We start from the raw sequence: 16,262 nt of genomic DNA on the forward strand, positions 1-16,262 counted from the left end.
GATCCCGCATTTCAGGCTGGTCATGGAGTCGTCTTCCGCCTACACGGTCGTGTTCGTGGTCCGATGAGACCTGGCAGGAGGAGCCGCAGATCTCAGTTGCCTCCTCAGCGGCTGCGAGGCCGGCTCCGGCGAAGGCGAGGGGCAGCGAGAGGGCGCCGATGACAATGGTGCGAGACAGCGAACTCTCAGAGTGATCGTTGAACCCTGGAAAGGAAATGATCGAACCCGGATCAGGCAATTCAATTCCTACCCGCTGCCTTCGAGGTCTGCAGATTCTTCGCCGGGACGTCACCGGAAAGTGTTCGCGACGTGAATGGTGGCTTGCTGCAATCGATCTCGACTGGTGAATGGAGCATATCAGTGCCTGTCACGAAGCGTGCCGAAAGCAAGTCCGAATGGGTGATCTGGACCAATTCGATGCGGCGGTCGGCGGGTCGTCGGCACGCACGAGGCGTGGGGGTATCCCTGATGGTGTAGTTCAGGACCAGGCGACCTCGGCCGCCAGCCCGCCGGTGGTGCGCAGCAGCTCGTCGAAGCGGGAACATCGCGAGCTTGCTGCCCGCGCCCGCCCCGTCATGCGCTACCTCTCGCGACTCGTTGACCAGAATTGCGAACTCGGTGATCAGGGCGCCCGCGGGTAGGTGCCCGAGCGGGCGCAAGGCGTCCCCTGAACGAGCCAACGCCGTGCGTCGCAACCAGCGGGAACGGGCGATCGAGCTTAGCTTCGCCGGGGGTACGAACAAGCACGAGGCACGGGAAGGCGCACCATGGGCTTCGGAGACTTCAAGGGCACGCTGGAGGACGTCGGCCAGGAGCACGGCGACAAGGTCGAGCAGGGCGTGGACAGGGCCGGTGACGCGGCCAAGCAGGAGTTCGGCCACGAGCAGCAGGTCGACCAGGCTGTGCAGAAGGGCAAGGTCTTCGTCGCCGGAGATCAGGAAGAGCCTCCGCCTGCCGGTCAGTAGGACAACGCGAAGCTACGGCGCTCCAGCCGAGGCTGGCGGCGGGGCAAGGCGAAAGCCGTCCCGACCAGTGGTCGGAGCGCACCACAGAAGAGGTCGCCCCAACGCACAGGGCGACCTCTTCTTCGTCTGCTCTCGGGCGCCGCTCGTCAGCCGACCGGGACTTGGGTCGTTGCCCGGTCTTCCCCGATGGCGGTCACCCTGCCGCCGAGTTCCCCGAGATCTCGCAGGCGGGACAGGGCTTCCGGGCGGAGCTGGACCGTCGAGGTCGTCGTGGCGTCGCCGGTGGCCAGGTCGTCCAGGCGCTTCCGGGCCTCGTGGCCCGAGTCCAGAGTGGATTTGAGGCCGCCGGTCGAGGCGAGGGAGCCGCGTGCCGCACCCAGCCGACCGAGTGCGTCGTCCACCGCGTCGAGGAGGGCCGCCTTGTTGCCCTCCGTCATCGCCCGGACGAGCTCCGGTGAGCTGCCCGCGACCCGGGTCCCGTCCCGGAACGACCCCGCCGCCAACGACAGCGCGAGCGGACCTCCGTCAGCGCCGACCGTGGCGAGGATCGCCGCGAACAGGTGCGGCAGGTGGGAGATGCGGGCGACCGAGTCGTCATGCGCGGCGGCGCCGGTGGGGACCACGTGGGCGCCGCAGTCCAGCGCCAGCTGAGCGGCCTCGCGCCACGCCTCGATCGTGGTGGCCTCCTCGATGGTCACCGCCCAGGCGGCGCCCTGGAACAGTTCCGCCGACCCGGCTGCGAAGCCAGAGGCCGAAGTGCCCGCCATCGGGTGACCGCCGGCGTAGCGAGCGTTCGGCACGAGCTTGCGGACCTCGAAGTCGACCGGGTCCTTCACGCTGACCACGTCGGTGAGCCAGGCGCCAGGGTGGACCTCGGCGATGCTGCGCAGCACCTCGCGCAGCGCCGTCAGCGGCACCGCGACCACCACCAGCGCGTCCTCCTGCTTGGCCCGGCGCAACGCGGCATCGGTTCCGAGCACCTCGAAACCATCGTCGCGGGCTGCTGCGGCATCCGCCTCCGACGCGGTGGCACCCCACGCGGGGCGCCCGGCGCCGGACGCGGCCCGCAGCACGGATCCACCGATGAGTCCCAGTCCGATCACGCACACGGCACGCATCCGTCCATCCTGCCCGACGAGGCCGCTCCGCACGCACCCGGTTGAGCGCTTTCCGTCCCCTGATGGATACGACAATCGCAATAGTGCTTTCGGGTGGCCTTCGTACGCTTTACGGTGTCTCCATGACGGTGCAGGAGCCGGTCGCAGGCTTCGCCGTCGCCGTGGTCCGAGAAGACGGGCGGTGGCGGTGCAGCGCGATGGACAACTCGGTGCTGACCGGCCTGGACGCTTCGATCACGGCGTTGCGCGAGCTGCGTTCCACCGGCGCGGTGTTCGGAATGTGCAATGTGGACGACGAGTTCTTCGTGCTGATCCGGCCGGTCCCGGGGGGTGTGGACCTGCTGCTGTCCGATGCCGCTGCGGCGCTGGACTACGACATCGCCGGGGACGTGCTCGACCTGCTGCGCGTGGATGCTCCTGATGAGGACGACGAGGAGGTCTGGCCTGAGGGCAACCTCGCGGTGCTGTCCGACCTCGGGCTCCCCGAGGGCGAGCTGCTGGTCATCATCGAGGAGGTCGACCTCTACCCGGACGAGCAGCTGGAGATGATCGCCCAGCGCTGCGGGTTCGGCGACGACTTCTCGAAGCTGTTGGAGACCATGTACCGGTGAACACCACCGAAGCCCGCACCGGCGACGTCGAGCTGGTGCGGGCAGCGTTGCGGGTGGCCGCCGACGCGCCGTCCACGGGCGACGTGCCCATCGGCGCCGTCGTCGCCGATGCCCGAGGCCGGGTGCTGGCCGAGGCCTGCAACCGGCGCGAAGCCCACGGCGACCCCACCGCGCACGCCGAGGTCCTCGCCCTGCGCGCCGCCGCCCACGCCCACGGCGATGGCTGGCGGCTGGAGGGCTGCACCCTCGCGGTCACCGTCGAACCGTGCACCATGTGCGCTGGAGCGCTGGTCCTGTCCCGCGTGGCCAGGGTCGTCTTCGGCGTCTGGGAACCACGCACCGGAGCCGTCGGTTCGCTCTGGGACGTCGTCCGCGACAACCGCCTCAACCACCGCCCGGAGGTCGTCGGCGGCGTCCTCGCCGACGAGTCGGCGGCCCTCCTGGAATCCTTCTTCGCCACCCACCGCTCCCACGAACCTCCCGCCCCCTGACCCCGTGCCTCACCAAGGGCGGTTTTCGGTCCGGGCTGACCGGGCGGAACGGCCGTTGACCACGAACGGTTCGGCCCAGGGCCGTCCGGTGCCGTCGGGCGCGCACCGGGTGGCGGACCCCCTCTGCAGGCTTCGAGGAGGCGGCCGGTAGCCTTATCGGCGGTAGCGTGTCCGAGCGGCCTAAGGAGCGCGCCTCGAAAGCGCGTGTGGTGAGAGCCACCGTGGGTTCGAATCCCACCGCTACCGCTGGCAAAGGGCCGGTCCCCTCGAGGACCGGCCCTTTTTGCGCGTGCTGTGGATCTTGGCGAGTCGGCCCGCTGGACGGACGGAACCGCCGTCGCCACCGGTGATGGATGGTCGCCGCTGACGAGACGCTGCAGCGCTTCACACGGGTCAGGGCGCGATGTTCTGGTTCAGCCGGAAGAGGTTGTGCGGGTCGTAGTGGCGTTTGGTCTCCGCCAGGCGGTCGTAGTTCTCGCGGTAGTTCGCCTCGATCCGTCCCTGGTCGTCGGCGGCCATGAAGTTGACGTAGCCACCCTCTTCGGAGTGCGGAGCGGTCGCGGCGTAGTAGTCGCGCACCCAGCTGATGTTCGCCTCGTTGTCAGCGGGATCCGGCCACATGCCCGCGATGACGGTCGCGAAGTTCGCATCCCGGTAGGCGAAGGCCGTGTCGCCGGGTGCGACGCGGTGGCAGGCGCCGTTGATCGGGTAGATGTGCACCGTCGAGTTCACCACCGGAACCCGCGGTCCGTGCTCGACGTGCGCGGCGATCATCTCGTCGCTGAGCTCGGTGGCGAAGTTGGCCTTCCAGTAGTGCTGCAAGCCTGGTGGGACCAGTGCGTCGAAAGCCGCGTTGAGCGCCGGGTAGGGCATCGGGCCGACGTGTTCGGCGACCACCGGCGCCAGGTCGCGCAGCGCGGCCACAGCCGCCGGTCCTTCCTCGACCGGCCCTGCCCAGCACGTCACCAACGCGATGTGCGGGACGCCGTGCCGCTCCTCGGGGATGAACGGCAGCGGCGGGGCGATCTGGAAGGCCGGGAACGCTCCGAGCTCCTCTGGAGCGTCGGCGATCACGTCGCGGAAACCGCGCAGCACGTCGGTCGCGTGCTCCAGGTCGAAGAAGATCGGGCCGCCGTAGATCTCGCTCACCGGGCTGAGCCGGTACTCGAACGACGTCACCGCGCCGAAGTTGCCGCCTCCGCCGCGAAGCGCCCACAGCAGGTCGGTGTTGTGCTGCTCGTCGGCCACCACCACTTCGCCGGAGGCCAGCACGACATCGGCGGAGATGAGGTTGTCGCAGGACAGGCCTAGCCCCCGGGCCAGGTACCCGATCCCGCCGCCGAGGGTGAGCCCGCCAATCCCGGTGGTGGAGACGATGCCGCCGGTGGTCGCCAGCCCGTAGGCGTGCGTGGCCGCGTTGAAGTCCCCCCAGGTCGCGCCGCCCTCAGCGCGCGCGGTTCGGCGCTCGCCGTCGACCCGCACGCCGCGCATCCCGGACAGGTCGGCGACCACGCCTCCTTCGCAGGTGCCGAAACCGGGAACGCTGTGCCCGCCGCCGCGCACCGCCACGTCGACGGCGTTCTCCCGCGCGAAGGCGACCGCGGCCCGCACGTCTCCGGCGTTGGCGCAGCGCACCACGGCGACCGGGTGCAGGTCGATCATCGCGTTGTGGACCCGCCGCGCCGCCTCGTAGCCGGCATCCGGTGGTGTGATCACCGGACCGCGCACCTGCTCCCGCAGTTGTTCGATCGTCATGCCCACGACAGCCGCCCCCGCTCCATTCCTGTGCGTTGCCCTCGATCGCACCGTGCGACACCCGCGGTTCGCTGCACAGAGACGTTCGGCCCGGGATGGGGAGAAAGGAGAAGAGCCCCGGACCAGCTGCGAGCGAGGGGAGCGACTTTCGGGTCCCCCTCGTTGCGCGCCGGCGACGAGCACCCGTTGCACGTCAACGGTCGACATCCGTCTCGAGCGACTTGGCAAGCAGGCCGGGATTGAAAGCCTGCCGGGTCGGCGGCCGTTGGTACTCGCGGTAGCCCTCCAGCGGGTGGCCCTGAGCCACATCGATGAACTCGACCCGGCCGGTCTCCGTGCGCGCTCGGAAGGTGTGCGTTGCGTTTGGGCAGCTAGCATCGGTGCCATGGGAGTCGGGGCGCGAAGCACACGCGGTACCGCGTTGTGGGATGCGCTGTGGAGTCAGGTCTCCGGCCCTATTGCGCTGCTCGACCTGCAGGGGCGGCACGTGGATGTCAACCCGGCCATGTGCCGTCTGCTCGGCTATGACCGCGAGACGCTGCTCGAACTGCTGCCCGCAGACGTCACCCACATGGATGATTACGTCCTGACGGAAACAGCAGTCCAAAACATAGTGCGGGAGCAGATCGAGAGCTTCTCGGCGGAGAAGCGGCTCCTGCGCTCCGACGGCAGTGTGATCCTGGTGCTCGTCAACAGTTCGCTGATCAGAGCGCAGGACGGCAGCCCGGAGCTGATCGTCTCCCAGTTCCATGACATCACCGCTCGCCATGAATCCGAGCTGCTCTGGCGCCAGACACTGATCAACGCCCCCATCGGCATAGCCCTGACGAGTCTGGACGGACGCTGCACCGAGGCCAACGTCAGGCTGTGCGAGCTGGTCGGTTACCGCCGCGAGCAATTGGTGGGCCAACGGTGCACCGATCTGATCTACAACGGTGACAAGGAACCGGTGGATGCGTTGTACGCCGAATTCCGGGATGGGTGCACCGATTCGGCCAGCCTGGAGATCTGCATGCGGCACCGGGACGGCCACCCGTTCTGGATCTTGGCCCGCCTCGGTCTGATTCGAGGGCTGGATGACCGGCCAGCCTACGTGGTCGGCCAGTACGAGCCGCTCGGCGACGATGCGCAGGTGGAGGAGGGGCGCCTGGCCGAGCTGACCCGCATGGCGTTGCACGATCCGCTGACCGGTGTGGCCAACCGCGCCCTGCTCATCGACCGATACCAGCAGGAGATCGCGAAGTTCCCGGTGCAGGAAGGTGTACTCGCCCTGCTCCTGGTCGACCTGGACGGGTTCAAGGAGATCAACGACCGCTACGGACACGTCGCAGGTGACGAGATCTTGCAGGCCGCCGCACGCGAGCTGCTAGGGGCCGTGCGCACCGCCGACACCGTGGCTCGCGTCGGTGGTGACGAGTTCGTCGTGCTCGCCAGCGTGGCCGACCAGGCCCAGGCCGAGGAGCTGCGCACCCGAGTCGACCGCAGGCTGAACACCGAGCCCACCGCACCCGATCTAGGCATCAGGTCGGGCGCCAGCGTGGGAATGGCCTTCACGCGAAGCCCCTCGACCCCCTACCGAGTCCTGCTGGACAGCGCCGACCAAGACATGTACGCACGCAAGAACCGATCCAGTGAGAGGGCGTGATCTGGGTCAGTTGACGGGTTCCATCGAGACGACGATTGAGACTGGACATGCAAGAGGCCCGGAAGCGAGATCGCTTCCGGGCCTCTGAACTGCGGAGGATACGGGATTCGAACCCGTGAGGGCTATTAACCCAACACGATTTCCAATCGTGCGCCTTAGGCCGCTCGGCCAATCCTCCGTGCGGAAGCCTAACAGGGCGTTTCGGCGGAGCGGATAGGGGGTCTGAGCTGCGGTGACCACTGGTGACCCGAGTCGTGGGCCCCGGTTCTACGAGCGCGGACCGCGTCTGGGTACACTGTCCGTGGACCTCGTGCGGCGTCCATCCTGTGAACTCCCCCAGGGCCGGAAGGCAGCAAGGGTAAGCGGGCTCTGACGGGTGCACGGGGTCCCCTTACTTTTCAGGGAAGCTCACCCTGGTCCGAGTTGTCAGCCCGACCGCGTAGGGTTCCGACCGTGGCGCTCGCCCTCTACCGCAAGTACCGTCCGGCGACCTTCGCTGAGGTCGCCGGGCAGGAACACGTCACCGAGCCGTTGCGGACCGCGCTGTCCGCCGGGCGGATCAACCACGCATACCTGTTCTCCGGCCCGCGCGGCTGCGGCAAGACCTCCAGCGCGCGCATCCTGGCGCGGTCGCTGAACTGCGCCCAGGGCCCGACGGCGGACCCGTGCGGTGAGTGCGACTCCTGCGTGTCGCTCGCGCCCGAGGGTGGCGGCAGCGTCGACGTCGTCGAGCTCGACGCGGCCAGCCACGGTGGTGTCGACGACACCCGCGAGCTGCGGGACCGCGCGTTCTTCGCGCCCGCCCAGTCGCGGTACCGGATCTTCATCATCGACGAGGCCCACATGGTCACCACGCAGGGCTTCAACGCCCTGCTGAAGATCGTCGAGGAGCCGCCGGAACACCTGATCTTCGTCTTCGCCACCACCGAACCGGACAAGGTGCTGACCACCATCCGGTCCCGGACCCACCACTACCCGTTCCGGCTGATGCCGCCGGGTGTGATGCGCGAGCTGGTGGAGCGGATCTGCGCCGACGAGGGCGTCAAGGTCGAACCGGCAGTGTTCCCGCTGGTCATCCGTGCTGGTGGTGGTTCGGCGCGAGACACCTTGAGCGTGCTCGACCAGCTGCTGGCCGGTGCCGGTGACGAGGGCGTCACCTACGAGCGGGCCGTCGCGCTGCTCGGGGTCACCGACGTCGCGCTGATCGACGACATGGTCGACGCGCTCGCGGCCGGCGACGCCGCCTCCGTCTACGGCACGGTCGAGCGGCTGGTGGAGGCCGGGCACGACCCGCGCCGGTTCGGCTCCGACCTGCTGGACCGGCTGCGCGACCTGGTGCTGCTCAGCTCGGTTCCGGACGCGGGCGAGCGGGGTCTGGTGGAGACCACCGGGGACGAGCTCACCCGCATGCAGCAGCAGGCCGAGCAGCTGGGCGTGGCGACGCTGTCGAGGTTCGCCGAGATCGTCCACACCGGACTGTCCGAGATGCGCGGAGCCACGGCGCCGCGCCTGCTGCTGGAACTGCTGTGCGCGCGGATGCTGCTGCCGGCCGTGTCGGACTCGGAAACCGCGCTGCTGCAACGACTCGAACGCGTCGAGCGCCGGATGACCATCGCGCCGGGCGAGGCCCCGGCCGCGGAACCCGCTGCTGCGGCGCCGGTTTCGAACGACGGCGACAAGCCGAAGCGGGTCTTCCAGCGACCGCACGAGCGCGCCGCCGCCGAGACCGCCCAAGAGGCGCCCGCCGCGCCGAAACCGGCGCAAACCCCTGTCGCGCAGGAAAGGCCCGCACCCGCTCCGGCGCCTGAACCGGCACCGCAGCCGCCCGCCGCGCAGGCCGAAGAGCCTGCCGCAGCACCGCTGCCGCAGCGTCCCGCCGAACCGCCGCGCCCGCCGGAGCCGGCCCCGGACCAGCCCGCCGCGTCCGCGCCGAACGGGTTCGACGCCGCAGCCGTGCGCCGGGTGTGGACCGACGTGCTGCAGGGCGTCGCCAAGCGCAACCGTCCGACGCAGGCGCTGCTGCTCAACGCCACCGTGCAGGACCTCAACGACAGCGTGCTGGTGCTGTCGATGCCGACGTCCGGGCTGGTCAAGCAGCTCGCGCAGCAGCGGCGGCTGGACTTCGTCCGGGAGTCGCTGCGCGAGGTCGTCGGCGGCGAGTGGGACATCCAGTGCGTCGAAGCCGGGGCGGCCCCGCCCGCCCGGCCTGCCGCGCCGAAGCAGCCCCCGCAACCACCGCAGCGCCCGTCGCAGCAGCAGGACGCCGCCCGGCAGCAGCCCACGGAGCAGCGCCCGCCGGAGCCGAAGCCGTCCCGAGGCAACGGGCAAGGCCCCAACGGTGCTGCTCAGCAGCGCGAACCCGGTGGTGCGCGCGGTGGTTCGGTCCCGCGCCCACCGGAACCCGATGACATCCCGCCGCCACCGGAGCCCCCGGACGAGGAACCCCCGCCGGACGACATCCCGCCGCCACCGGAGCCGCAGCGCCCCGCGGCGCCGCCGGACGAGGAGGACCCGGAGTCGATGCTCGCCGAGTCCTCACCGATGGAGGCCGGAACGCGCGTCGGTCGCGATGCCGACTCGGCGGCCGTCGAGCTCTTCGAACGAGAGCTGGGCGCCCGCCGCATCGAGGGCTGACGCTGCCGTCAGCCGAGGTGCCGGGCGAGGAAGGCGAGGGCCTTCGGGTAGGCGTCGAGGCGGTTGGAGCGCTTGGCGAGACCGTGGCCCTCGTCGGGGTACACGTGGAACTCGCACGCTACGTCGTTGCCGCGCACCGCTTCCACGATCTGCTCGGCCTCGCTCAGCGGCACGCGCGGATCGTTGGCGCCGTGGAGGACGAACAGCGGTGCGGCGATGGAGGAGGCTCGGGTGAGCGGGGACGCCTCGCGGAGGAAGTCGGCGTCGGTGGCGAGGCTGCCGTACTCGCGTTCCCGGTGGGCCCGACGGTAGGGCGCGGTGTTCTCCAAGAACGTGACCAGCGAGGAGATGCCGACGATGTCCACGCCCGCCGCCCACAGCTCGGGCTGGAAGGCCAGTCCGGCGAGCACCATGTAGCCGCCGTAGGACCCGCCCCACAGCGCCGCGCGGGATGGGTCGACGCCCGCCGCGGGCAACCACTGGTGCAGGTCGGCGAGGTCTTCGACGGATTCGAGCCGGTTGCGGGCGTCGTCGGCTGAGTACCAGGTCTTGCCGTAGCCGGTGGAGCCCCGGACGTTGGGCACCAGCACCGTGTGGCCGCGGGCGACCATCGCCTGCACCAACGGGTGGAACGCGCGCACCGACTCGCTCTCCGGTCCGCCGTGGATGAGCAGCACGGCCGAACCGTCCGGCTCGGCAGGGGAGTAGCGGAAGCACGGGATCTGCTGGCCGTCGCGAGCGGGAACCCGGTGCACGCTCGGCTCGGCGAGGGCTTCTCCGGCCAACTGCGCAGCTGAAACGGTCAGCGGTGCGCAGCTGCGGGCGGTGATGTCGACGAGCAGCACGTCACCGGGTGAGGTGGGGGAGCTGAAGGTGAGCGCCGCGAACCGGGAGTCCGGTGACCAGACCGGCTCGGGCAGCGGGAACCCGCACCAGCCCTCGGTCGGCAGCGCGATGTCCAGCAGGTGCTCACCGGTCTCGGCGTCGTGCAGGGCGGGCCGGTGCGCGCCGTCGACGGCGGTCAGCACGAGCAGGGTGCGCCCGTCCGGCGACAACCGGCCGGTGAGGTCGTGCGAAGGGGAGGTCACCAGCCACCGGTGCTCACCGGTGCGCGGGTCCAGCCGAGCGATGCCGGTGTGCTCGCGCCCGGCATCGCTGGTCACGACCAGCCCTCCGGCCTGCCACCCGGGGTTCAGGTGGCGTGCGGCGACGTCGCGGCCGATGAGCTCGCGCAGCCGGTCGGACCCGGTCCCGGGCATGATCTCGGCCAGCAGCACCTGGTCGGACAGGGGTCTCGCGGCGGGCACGGTGATCGCCGCCCAGCGGGAGCCGGGGTCGATCGAGACCTCGGCGACCATCCCGCCGCCGTCGTAGAGGACGTGCTCCTCGCCGGTGACGGCGCTGCGGATCACCACGTCGAAGTCGACGCCGTTGCGGCGGTTGGTGGCGTAGACGATGCGGCCGGGCAGCACGTCGAGCAGCCGGTGCACGTGCTCGGGGTCGCGGACCAGCGGCTCCAAGTCGGACAGCTGAGCCGGTCGCCGCCGGCGGTCGTCGAGGCGCAGCAGCGACAGCTGGCCGCGTTCGTTGCCGTCGCTGTCGTGCTGCACCACCACGGCGCGCTCGCCGGGCAGGTAGCGGCCGGTGACGGCGCCGGTCAGCGCGGTCAGCTCGGTGCGCTTGTCGTCGGCGAGCTCCACCAGCTGCACCGACCCTGACTCGTCACAGCCCGCGAGCACCCGTCCGTCGTCGGTCACGTCGAACGCGCGCCAGGTGGTCAGTTCCAGCAGCCGTGTGATGTCCAGCGTCACGTGAGCACCTTGTCACGTCGTGTGATGACGACCAAGGATGGGAGCTTGCCCCGTTCGTCGTGCGAGGGGCGTGGCCACGAGGCGTGAAGGCCACCTCGCGGCTGGCCCCGCCACCCGCAACGCTGAGCAAGGTGAGTTCAGAGCTGGGACGGCAGAACCTCTACGCTGGTCTTGTGCCCCGTGCGGGGGTACTCACCCGGGCGATGAGGAGTAACGGTGCAGCCAGGTGGCCAGCCGAACATGCAGCAGATCATGGAACAGGCGCAGAAGATGCAGGAGCAGCTGATGTCTGCGCAGCAGGAGCTCGCCGATGCGGAGGTCACCGGGAGCGCCGGTGGCGAGCTGGTGACCGCGACCGTCACCGGTGCCGGGGAGCTCAAGGGACTGGTGATCGACCCGAAGGCGGCCGATCCGGAGGACACCGAGACGCTGGCGGACCTGGTCGTGGCGGCCGTCCGCGACGCCAACCGGGCCGCGCAGGAGTTGCAGGCGCAGAAGATGGGCCCGCTGACGGGCGGTCTGGGCGGCGGCCTGGGCGAGCTCGGCCTGCCGGGTCTGTGATCCGGGGCGAGTCGACGTGTACGAGGGTCCGGTACAGGATTTGATCGATGAGCTGGGGCGCCTTCCCGGCATCGGTCCGAAGGGCGCGCAGCGCATCGCCTTCCACCTGTTGGCCGCGGAGCCGGCGGACGTGACCCGGCTGCAGGAGGTCCTGCAGCAGGTCAAGGAGGGCGTGGTGTTCTGCGACGTCTGTGGCAACGTCTCCGAGGAGACGACCTGCCGCATCTGCCGGGACGCCCGGCGGGACAAGACGCTGGTCTGCGTGGTGGAGGAGCCCAAGGACGTGCTCGCGGTGGAGCGCACCCGCGAGTTCAAGGGCCGCTACCACGTGCTCGGTGGTGCGCTCGACCCGTTGTCGGGCGTCGGACCGGATCAGCTCCGGGTCCGGGAGCTGCTGGCGCGGATCGGGACCGACGAGATCAGCGAGGTGATCATCGCGACGGACCCGAACACCGAGGGCGAGGCGACCGCGACGTATTTGGTGCGGATGTTGCGCGACTTCCCGGGTCTGAACGTCACGCGGCTCGCTTCCGGACTTCCGATGGGTGGCGACCTCGAGTTCGCCGATGAATTGACGCTCGGCCGGGCTCTGTCCGGTCGTCGTTCGATGTAGTAAGCGAGAACGGTCAAGCGCGAACAAATCAATAGCGGGAACGGCGGCGCCTTTCTTCTCGGGAATCACGGGAGGTCAGGCGCCGTCTTCGTGTTCGCGAGGAAACAAGTCGCCAGGTCCTTGACTAGGACGATTCCTTCCTCTATTCGCCCGCGTTAGCGTAGAACTCGCAGTTCTTGCAAGGCCCTCCTCCTGCTCGGTCGCCCCGATCTCCAAGGGCCGCCTAAGTAGCGCGATCGTAACCTTGATTGTTCCATTCCACTCCTTTCGAGGGTTACTCTCACGGAACTCTGCTGCCTATGGACACAAACGGGTGGGTAAATCCAATGAGTAGAGCTCCATCGGTGCGGCGAAGCGGAACCCGCTCTCTGCGTCGGGTCATCACGGTCGGCATCGCTTTCGCAACCGCTGCGTCCCTGGCGGGCTGCGCGCAATCCGAGCGCGGGGCCGGTGGCGGAGAGGGCGGCACCTTCACCTTCGGTGCGGCCGGTGCTCCGGACCTGTTCGATCCCTTCTACGCCTCCGACGGGGAGACCTTCCGCGTCACCCGGCAGCTGATGGAGGGCCTGGTCAACTTCAAGCCGGGCTCGGTCGAGGTCGAACCGTCCCTGGCCGAGAGCTGGGAGCAGACGCCGGACGGCAAGACCTGGACGTTCAAGCTGCGCAGCGGTGTGAAGTTCCACGACGGCACGGACTTCAACTCCGACGCGGTCTGCAAGAACTTCCAGCGCTGGTACAACCAGACCGGAGCCGGGCAGAACAACGCGCTGTCCTACTACTGGATCGAGAACTTCGGCGGCTTCGCCGACGGCAAGGCGCCCTCGCTGTTCCGGGACTGCGAGAACCCGGACCCGACCACCGCGGTCGTGCACCTGACCCGCGCGACCTCGAAGTTCCCCGACCTGCTGGGACTTCCGTCGTTCAGCATGCAGTCGCCGACGGCGATGGAGCAGTACAAGGCCAACGACGTGAAGGCGCAGGGCGACAGCTTCGTCTACCCCGAGTACGCCAAGGCCCACCCGACCGGCACGGGGCCGTTCGAGTTCGACTCCTACGACCAGTCCAACGGCACGATCAAGCTGGTCCGCAACGACCAGTACTGGGGCGACAAGACCAAGGTCAACGAGCTGATCTTCCGGATCATCCCGGACGAGACCGTCCGCAAGCAGGAGCTGGAGTCGGGCGCGATCGACGGCTACGACTTCCCCAACGCGGCCGACCTGAAGGCGCTGCGCGACGCGGGCCACGACGTCCAGGTCCGCGACCCGTTCAACATCATGTACCTGGGGATCACCCAGAAGAACAACCCGGCGCTGCAGAACCTCAAGGTCCGGCAGGCCCTGGCCCACGCGGTGGACCGGGAAACGCTGGTCAAGGCCAACCTGCCGGAAGGCGCCTCGGTGGCCAGCCAGTTCTACCCGGAGAACGTCGACGGCTACGCCCCCGACGTGCAGCAGTACCCGCACGATCCGGCCAAGGCCAAGCAACTGCTCGCCGAGGCGGGCGCGTCGAACCTGACGGTGAACTTCTACTGGCCGACCGAGGTCACCCGGCCCTACATGCCGGACCCGCAGGGCATCTACAACGCCCTCGCCGAAGACCTGCGCGAAGCCGGCATCACCGTCAACCCGGTGAGCAAGCCGTGGAACGGCGGCTACATCGACGACGTCGACAACGCCAAGGCCGACATCTTCCTGCTCGGCTGGACCGGTGACTACAACACGCCGGACAACTTCATCGGCACGTTCTTCGGCACGCCGACCAACCGCTTCCACACCGCGGGAGCACCGTGGGGTGAGGACCTGGCGGGGCAGCTGCGGGCGGCCGATTCCGAGCCGGACGCAGCCAAGCGCACCTCGATGTACCAGGACATCAACCGCAAGCTGCTGTCCGAGTACCTGCCCGCGATCCCGCTGTCGCACTCGCCGCCGGCGATCGTGACGAGCTCCCGAGTCCAGGGTCTGGTGACCTCACCGCTGACCGCCGAGGAGTTCGCTTCGGTGAGCGTCTCGGAGCAGTGATCCCGAGGTGCTGCGCGCGGGGCCGGTGCGAACCGGTTCCGCGCGCAGCACCCGGTTCGCTGACTTGAACACGGGGGTTTCGCGTGCTCCGCTTCACTGTTCGACGACTGGGACAGCTGGTGCTGGTCGTCTTCGTCCTGTCGATGCTGCTGTTCGGCTGGCTGCGCATGCTGCCGGGCGGACCGGTCTCTGCACTGCTGGGCGACCGCGCCACACCGGCCGCGCGGGAGCAGCTCGAGAAGGCTCTCGGGCTCGACCAGCCGATCTTCGTGCAGTACTTCAAGTTCCTCGGCCGGGCGATCACCGGCGACTTCGGCACCTCGACCGGGGTGCAGCGCGGTGATTCCGCGCTGGAGGTGTTCATCACCCGCTTCCCGGCGACGCTGGAGCTGTCCATCCTGGCGCTGGTCCTGGCCGTGGTGGTCGGCATCCCGCTGGGGTACCTGGCCGCCCGCAAGCGCGGTGGATGGCTGGACAACCTGAGCATCACGTGGTCGCTGGTGGGCGTCGCCGTGCCGGTGTTCTTCCTGGCGTTCCTGCTGAAGTTCGTCTTCGCCATCGAGCTCGGCGCGCTGCCCGCCTCCGGGCGGCAGGACTCGGCGATCAACGCCACCCGGGTCACCGGCTTCTACGTCCTCGACGGGTTGCTGACCCGCGAGTGGGACGCCTCCTGGAACGCGTTGGTGCACCTCATCCTGCCCGCCATCGCGCTGTCGACCATCCCGTTCGCGGTGATCTTCCGGATCACCCGGGCCGCGGTGCTCGACGTGATGGACGAGGACTACGTGCGCACCGCGCGCGCGAAGGGCTTGGGGCAGATGGTGATCCGGCGCAGGCACATCCTGCACAACGCGATGCTGCCGGTGGTCACCACCATCGGTCTGCAGACCGGTGCGCTGCTGGCGGGCGCGGTGCTGACCGAGCGGGTGTTCAACATCGCCGGTATCGGGCAGGCCGTCGCGATCGGCTTCGAACGCAAGGACTTCCCGGTGCTGCAGGTGGTCATCCTGGCATCCGCGATGGTCTACGTGCTGGTCAACCTCGTCGTCGACCTCTCGTACGCGTTGATCGACCCACGACTGCGGACACGGTGAGGGACGATGGTGCTCAACACGCAGCGCAAGGACGGGCTCGACGCGCTGGCGGAATCGGCCTCCGACGCCGGTGTCAGCCTCGCCGCGTCGGCCTGGCGGAGGTTGCGCCGCAACCCGGTCTTCATCGTCGGTGCACTGGTCATCGTGGCGTTCGTGCTGCTGGCACTGCTGGCGCCGCTGCTGGCACCGCACGACCCGGCGCAACGCCTGCTGGAATCGCAGGTCTCCCGCGCGGAGAACACGATTCCGCCGTCGCAGCCCGGATTCCCGCTGGGTGGCGACCAGTACGGCCGTGACCTGCTTTCCCGGCTGCTGCTGGGCTCCCAGCAGACGCTGCTGGTGGCGGTCCTGGCCACCGTGATCGGCCTCGGCGGCGGTCTGGTGCTCGGCTTGCTCGCCGGTGCCTTCGGCGGCTGGGTGGACTCGTTGGTCATGCGCATCGCCGACGTGATGCTGTCGGTGCCGTCGCTGCTGCTGGCGGTGTCGATCGGCGCGCTGTTCGCCGAGCAGACCCAGTTCACCGTGATCCTCGCGGTGGCGATCGTGCAGGTGCCGATCTTCGGACGGCTGCTGCGCGGCACGATGCTGGCGCAACGCAGCAGCGATCACGTGCTGGCGGCGCGGGCCCTCGGCGTCAAGGAGAGCGCGATCGTGTTCCGGCACATGCTGCCCAACGCGTTGGGGCCGGTGATCGTGCAGGCCACGCTGGTGCTGGCGGTGGCGATCATCGACGCGGCGGCGCTGTCCTTCCTGGGTCTGGGCGCGGCCGACGACTCGGTGCCGGAATGGGGCCAGATGCTCGGCGGCGCGCAGGACATCATCGACTCGCATCCGCAGCTGGCGTTCTGGCCCGCCGGTTGCATCATCCTGGTCGCCTTCGGGTTCACGCTGGTCGGCGAGTCGCTGCGCGACGCGTTGGACCCCAAGCGACGCCGGTAAGGGG

Annotated in this window: 13 protein-coding genes, 2 tRNA genes and 1 other RNA gene; 12 read left to right on the plus strand and 4 right to left on the minus strand. The window is 69.3% G+C overall.

Annotated features, from left to right (window positions below; translation table 11 throughout):
- Positions 1 to 767: 767 nt before the first annotated feature.
- A complete protein-coding gene (locus E1161_RS14365; protein WP_132623566.1) occupies positions 768 to 965 on the plus strand; it encodes an antitoxin in 198 nt (65 codons plus the stop codon).
- 146 nt (positions 966 to 1,111) lie between these two features.
- On the opposite strand, the gene E1161_RS14370 is transcribed toward E1161_RS14365, so the two are convergent.
- Positions 1,112 to 2,083 carry a prephenate dehydrogenase gene (locus E1161_RS14370; RefSeq protein WP_132623568.1) on the minus strand — a complete coding sequence of 324 codons (972 nt, stop codon included), beginning with the start codon at positions 2,081 to 2,083 and terminating at the stop codon, positions 1,112 to 1,114.
- 122 nt (positions 2,084 to 2,205) lie between these two features.
- On the opposite strand from E1161_RS14370, the gene E1161_RS14375 reads away from it, so the two are divergent.
- The 3 genes from E1161_RS14375 (at position 2,206) to E1161_RS14385 (ending at position 3,431) form a co-directional block, all read left to right on the plus strand.
- Positions 2,206 to 2,694, plus strand: a complete 489-nt coding sequence (locus E1161_RS14375) for a tRNA adenosine deaminase-associated protein (protein ID WP_132623570.1) — start codon at positions 2,206 to 2,208, stop codon at positions 2,692 to 2,694.
- The gene (locus E1161_RS14380) at positions 2,691 to 3,185 is read left to right on the plus strand and encodes a nucleoside deaminase (protein WP_132623572.1); all 495 of its coding nucleotides are present in this window, start codon (positions 2,691 to 2,693) and stop codon (positions 3,183 to 3,185) included. Before E1161_RS14375 ends, E1161_RS14380 begins: the two co-directional genes overlap by 4 nt.
- Before the next feature lie 161 nt (positions 3,186 to 3,346).
- A tRNA-Ser gene (locus E1161_RS14385) sits at positions 3,347 to 3,431 on the plus strand.
- 147 nt (positions 3,432 to 3,578) lie between these two features.
- Here the strand turns inward: E1161_RS14385 and E1161_RS14390 are convergent.
- Entirely contained in the window at positions 3,579 to 4,940 is a 1,362-nt protein-coding gene (locus tag E1161_RS14390; protein ID WP_235875022.1) for an FAD-binding oxidoreductase, read from the minus strand.
- Positions 4,941 to 5,325: 385 nt separating this feature from the next.
- Here E1161_RS14390 and E1161_RS14395 point away from each other — a divergent pair, with 385 nt between their 5' ends.
- Positions 5,326 to 6,585, plus strand: a complete 1,260-nt coding sequence (locus tag E1161_RS14395; RefSeq protein ID WP_132623688.1) for a sensor domain-containing diguanylate cyclase — start codon at positions 5,326 to 5,328, stop codon at positions 6,583 to 6,585.
- A 92-nt stretch (positions 6,586 to 6,677) separates the two neighbouring features.
- Here the strand turns inward: E1161_RS14395 and E1161_RS14400 are convergent.
- Positions 6,678 to 6,763: transfer RNA gene (locus tag E1161_RS14400), tRNA-Ser, on the minus strand.
- 122 nt (positions 6,764 to 6,885) lie between these two features.
- On the opposite strand from E1161_RS14400, the gene ffs reads away from it, so the two are divergent.
- Both ffs and E1161_RS14410 read left to right on the plus strand, forming a co-directional pair.
- An RNA gene (gene ffs / locus E1161_RS14405) (signal recognition particle sRNA small type) lies at positions 6,886 to 6,980 on the plus strand.
- A gap of 58 nt (positions 6,981 to 7,038) precedes the next feature.
- The gene (locus E1161_RS14410) at positions 7,039 to 9,219 is read left to right on the plus strand and encodes a DNA polymerase III subunit gamma and tau (protein ID WP_132623576.1); all 2,181 of its coding nucleotides are present in this window, start codon (positions 7,039 to 7,041) and stop codon (positions 9,217 to 9,219) included.
- 8 nt (positions 9,220 to 9,227) lie between these two features.
- Here the strand turns inward: E1161_RS14410 and E1161_RS14415 are convergent, their stop codons facing one another.
- Entirely contained in the window at positions 9,228 to 11,030 is a 1,803-nt protein-coding gene (locus E1161_RS14415) for a S9 family peptidase (protein WP_132623578.1), read from the minus strand.
- 240 nt (positions 11,031 to 11,270) lie between these two features.
- On the opposite strand from E1161_RS14415, the gene E1161_RS14420 reads away from it, so the two are divergent.
- From E1161_RS14420 to E1161_RS14440, 5 genes are all read left to right on the plus strand, one after another.
- The gene (locus tag E1161_RS14420) at positions 11,271 to 11,591 is read left to right on the plus strand and encodes a YbaB/EbfC family nucleoid-associated protein (RefSeq protein ID WP_235875033.1); all 321 of its coding nucleotides are present in this window, start codon (positions 11,271 to 11,273) and stop codon (positions 11,589 to 11,591) included.
- A gap of 16 nt (positions 11,592 to 11,607) precedes the next feature.
- Positions 11,608 to 12,204: a recombination mediator RecR gene (gene recR, locus E1161_RS14425; RefSeq protein ID WP_132623582.1), complete on the plus strand. Its 597-nt coding sequence runs from the start codon at positions 11,608 to 11,610 to the stop codon at positions 12,202 to 12,204.
- 326 nt (positions 12,205 to 12,530) lie between these two features.
- Positions 12,531 to 14,225 carry an ABC transporter substrate-binding protein gene (locus tag E1161_RS14430; protein WP_132623584.1) on the plus strand — a complete coding sequence of 565 codons (1,695 nt, stop codon included), beginning with the start codon at positions 12,531 to 12,533 and terminating at the stop codon, positions 14,223 to 14,225.
- Between the two features lie 83 nt (positions 14,226 to 14,308).
- Positions 14,309 to 15,319 (plus strand): ABC transporter permease, encoded by a 1,011-nt coding sequence (locus E1161_RS14435; protein ID WP_132623586.1) that lies wholly within the window; start codon positions 14,309 to 14,311, stop codon positions 15,317 to 15,319.
- 6 nt (positions 15,320 to 15,325) lie between these two features.
- A complete protein-coding gene (locus E1161_RS14440; protein ID WP_132623588.1) occupies positions 15,326 to 16,258 on the plus strand; it encodes an ABC transporter permease in 933 nt (310 codons plus the stop codon).
- The last annotated feature ends 4 nt before the right edge of the window (positions 16,259 to 16,262 follow it).

Source organism: Saccharopolyspora aridisoli (assembly GCF_004348445.1).
Lineage (GTDB): Bacteria > Actinomycetota > Actinomycetes > Mycobacteriales > Pseudonocardiaceae > Saccharopolyspora > Saccharopolyspora aridisoli.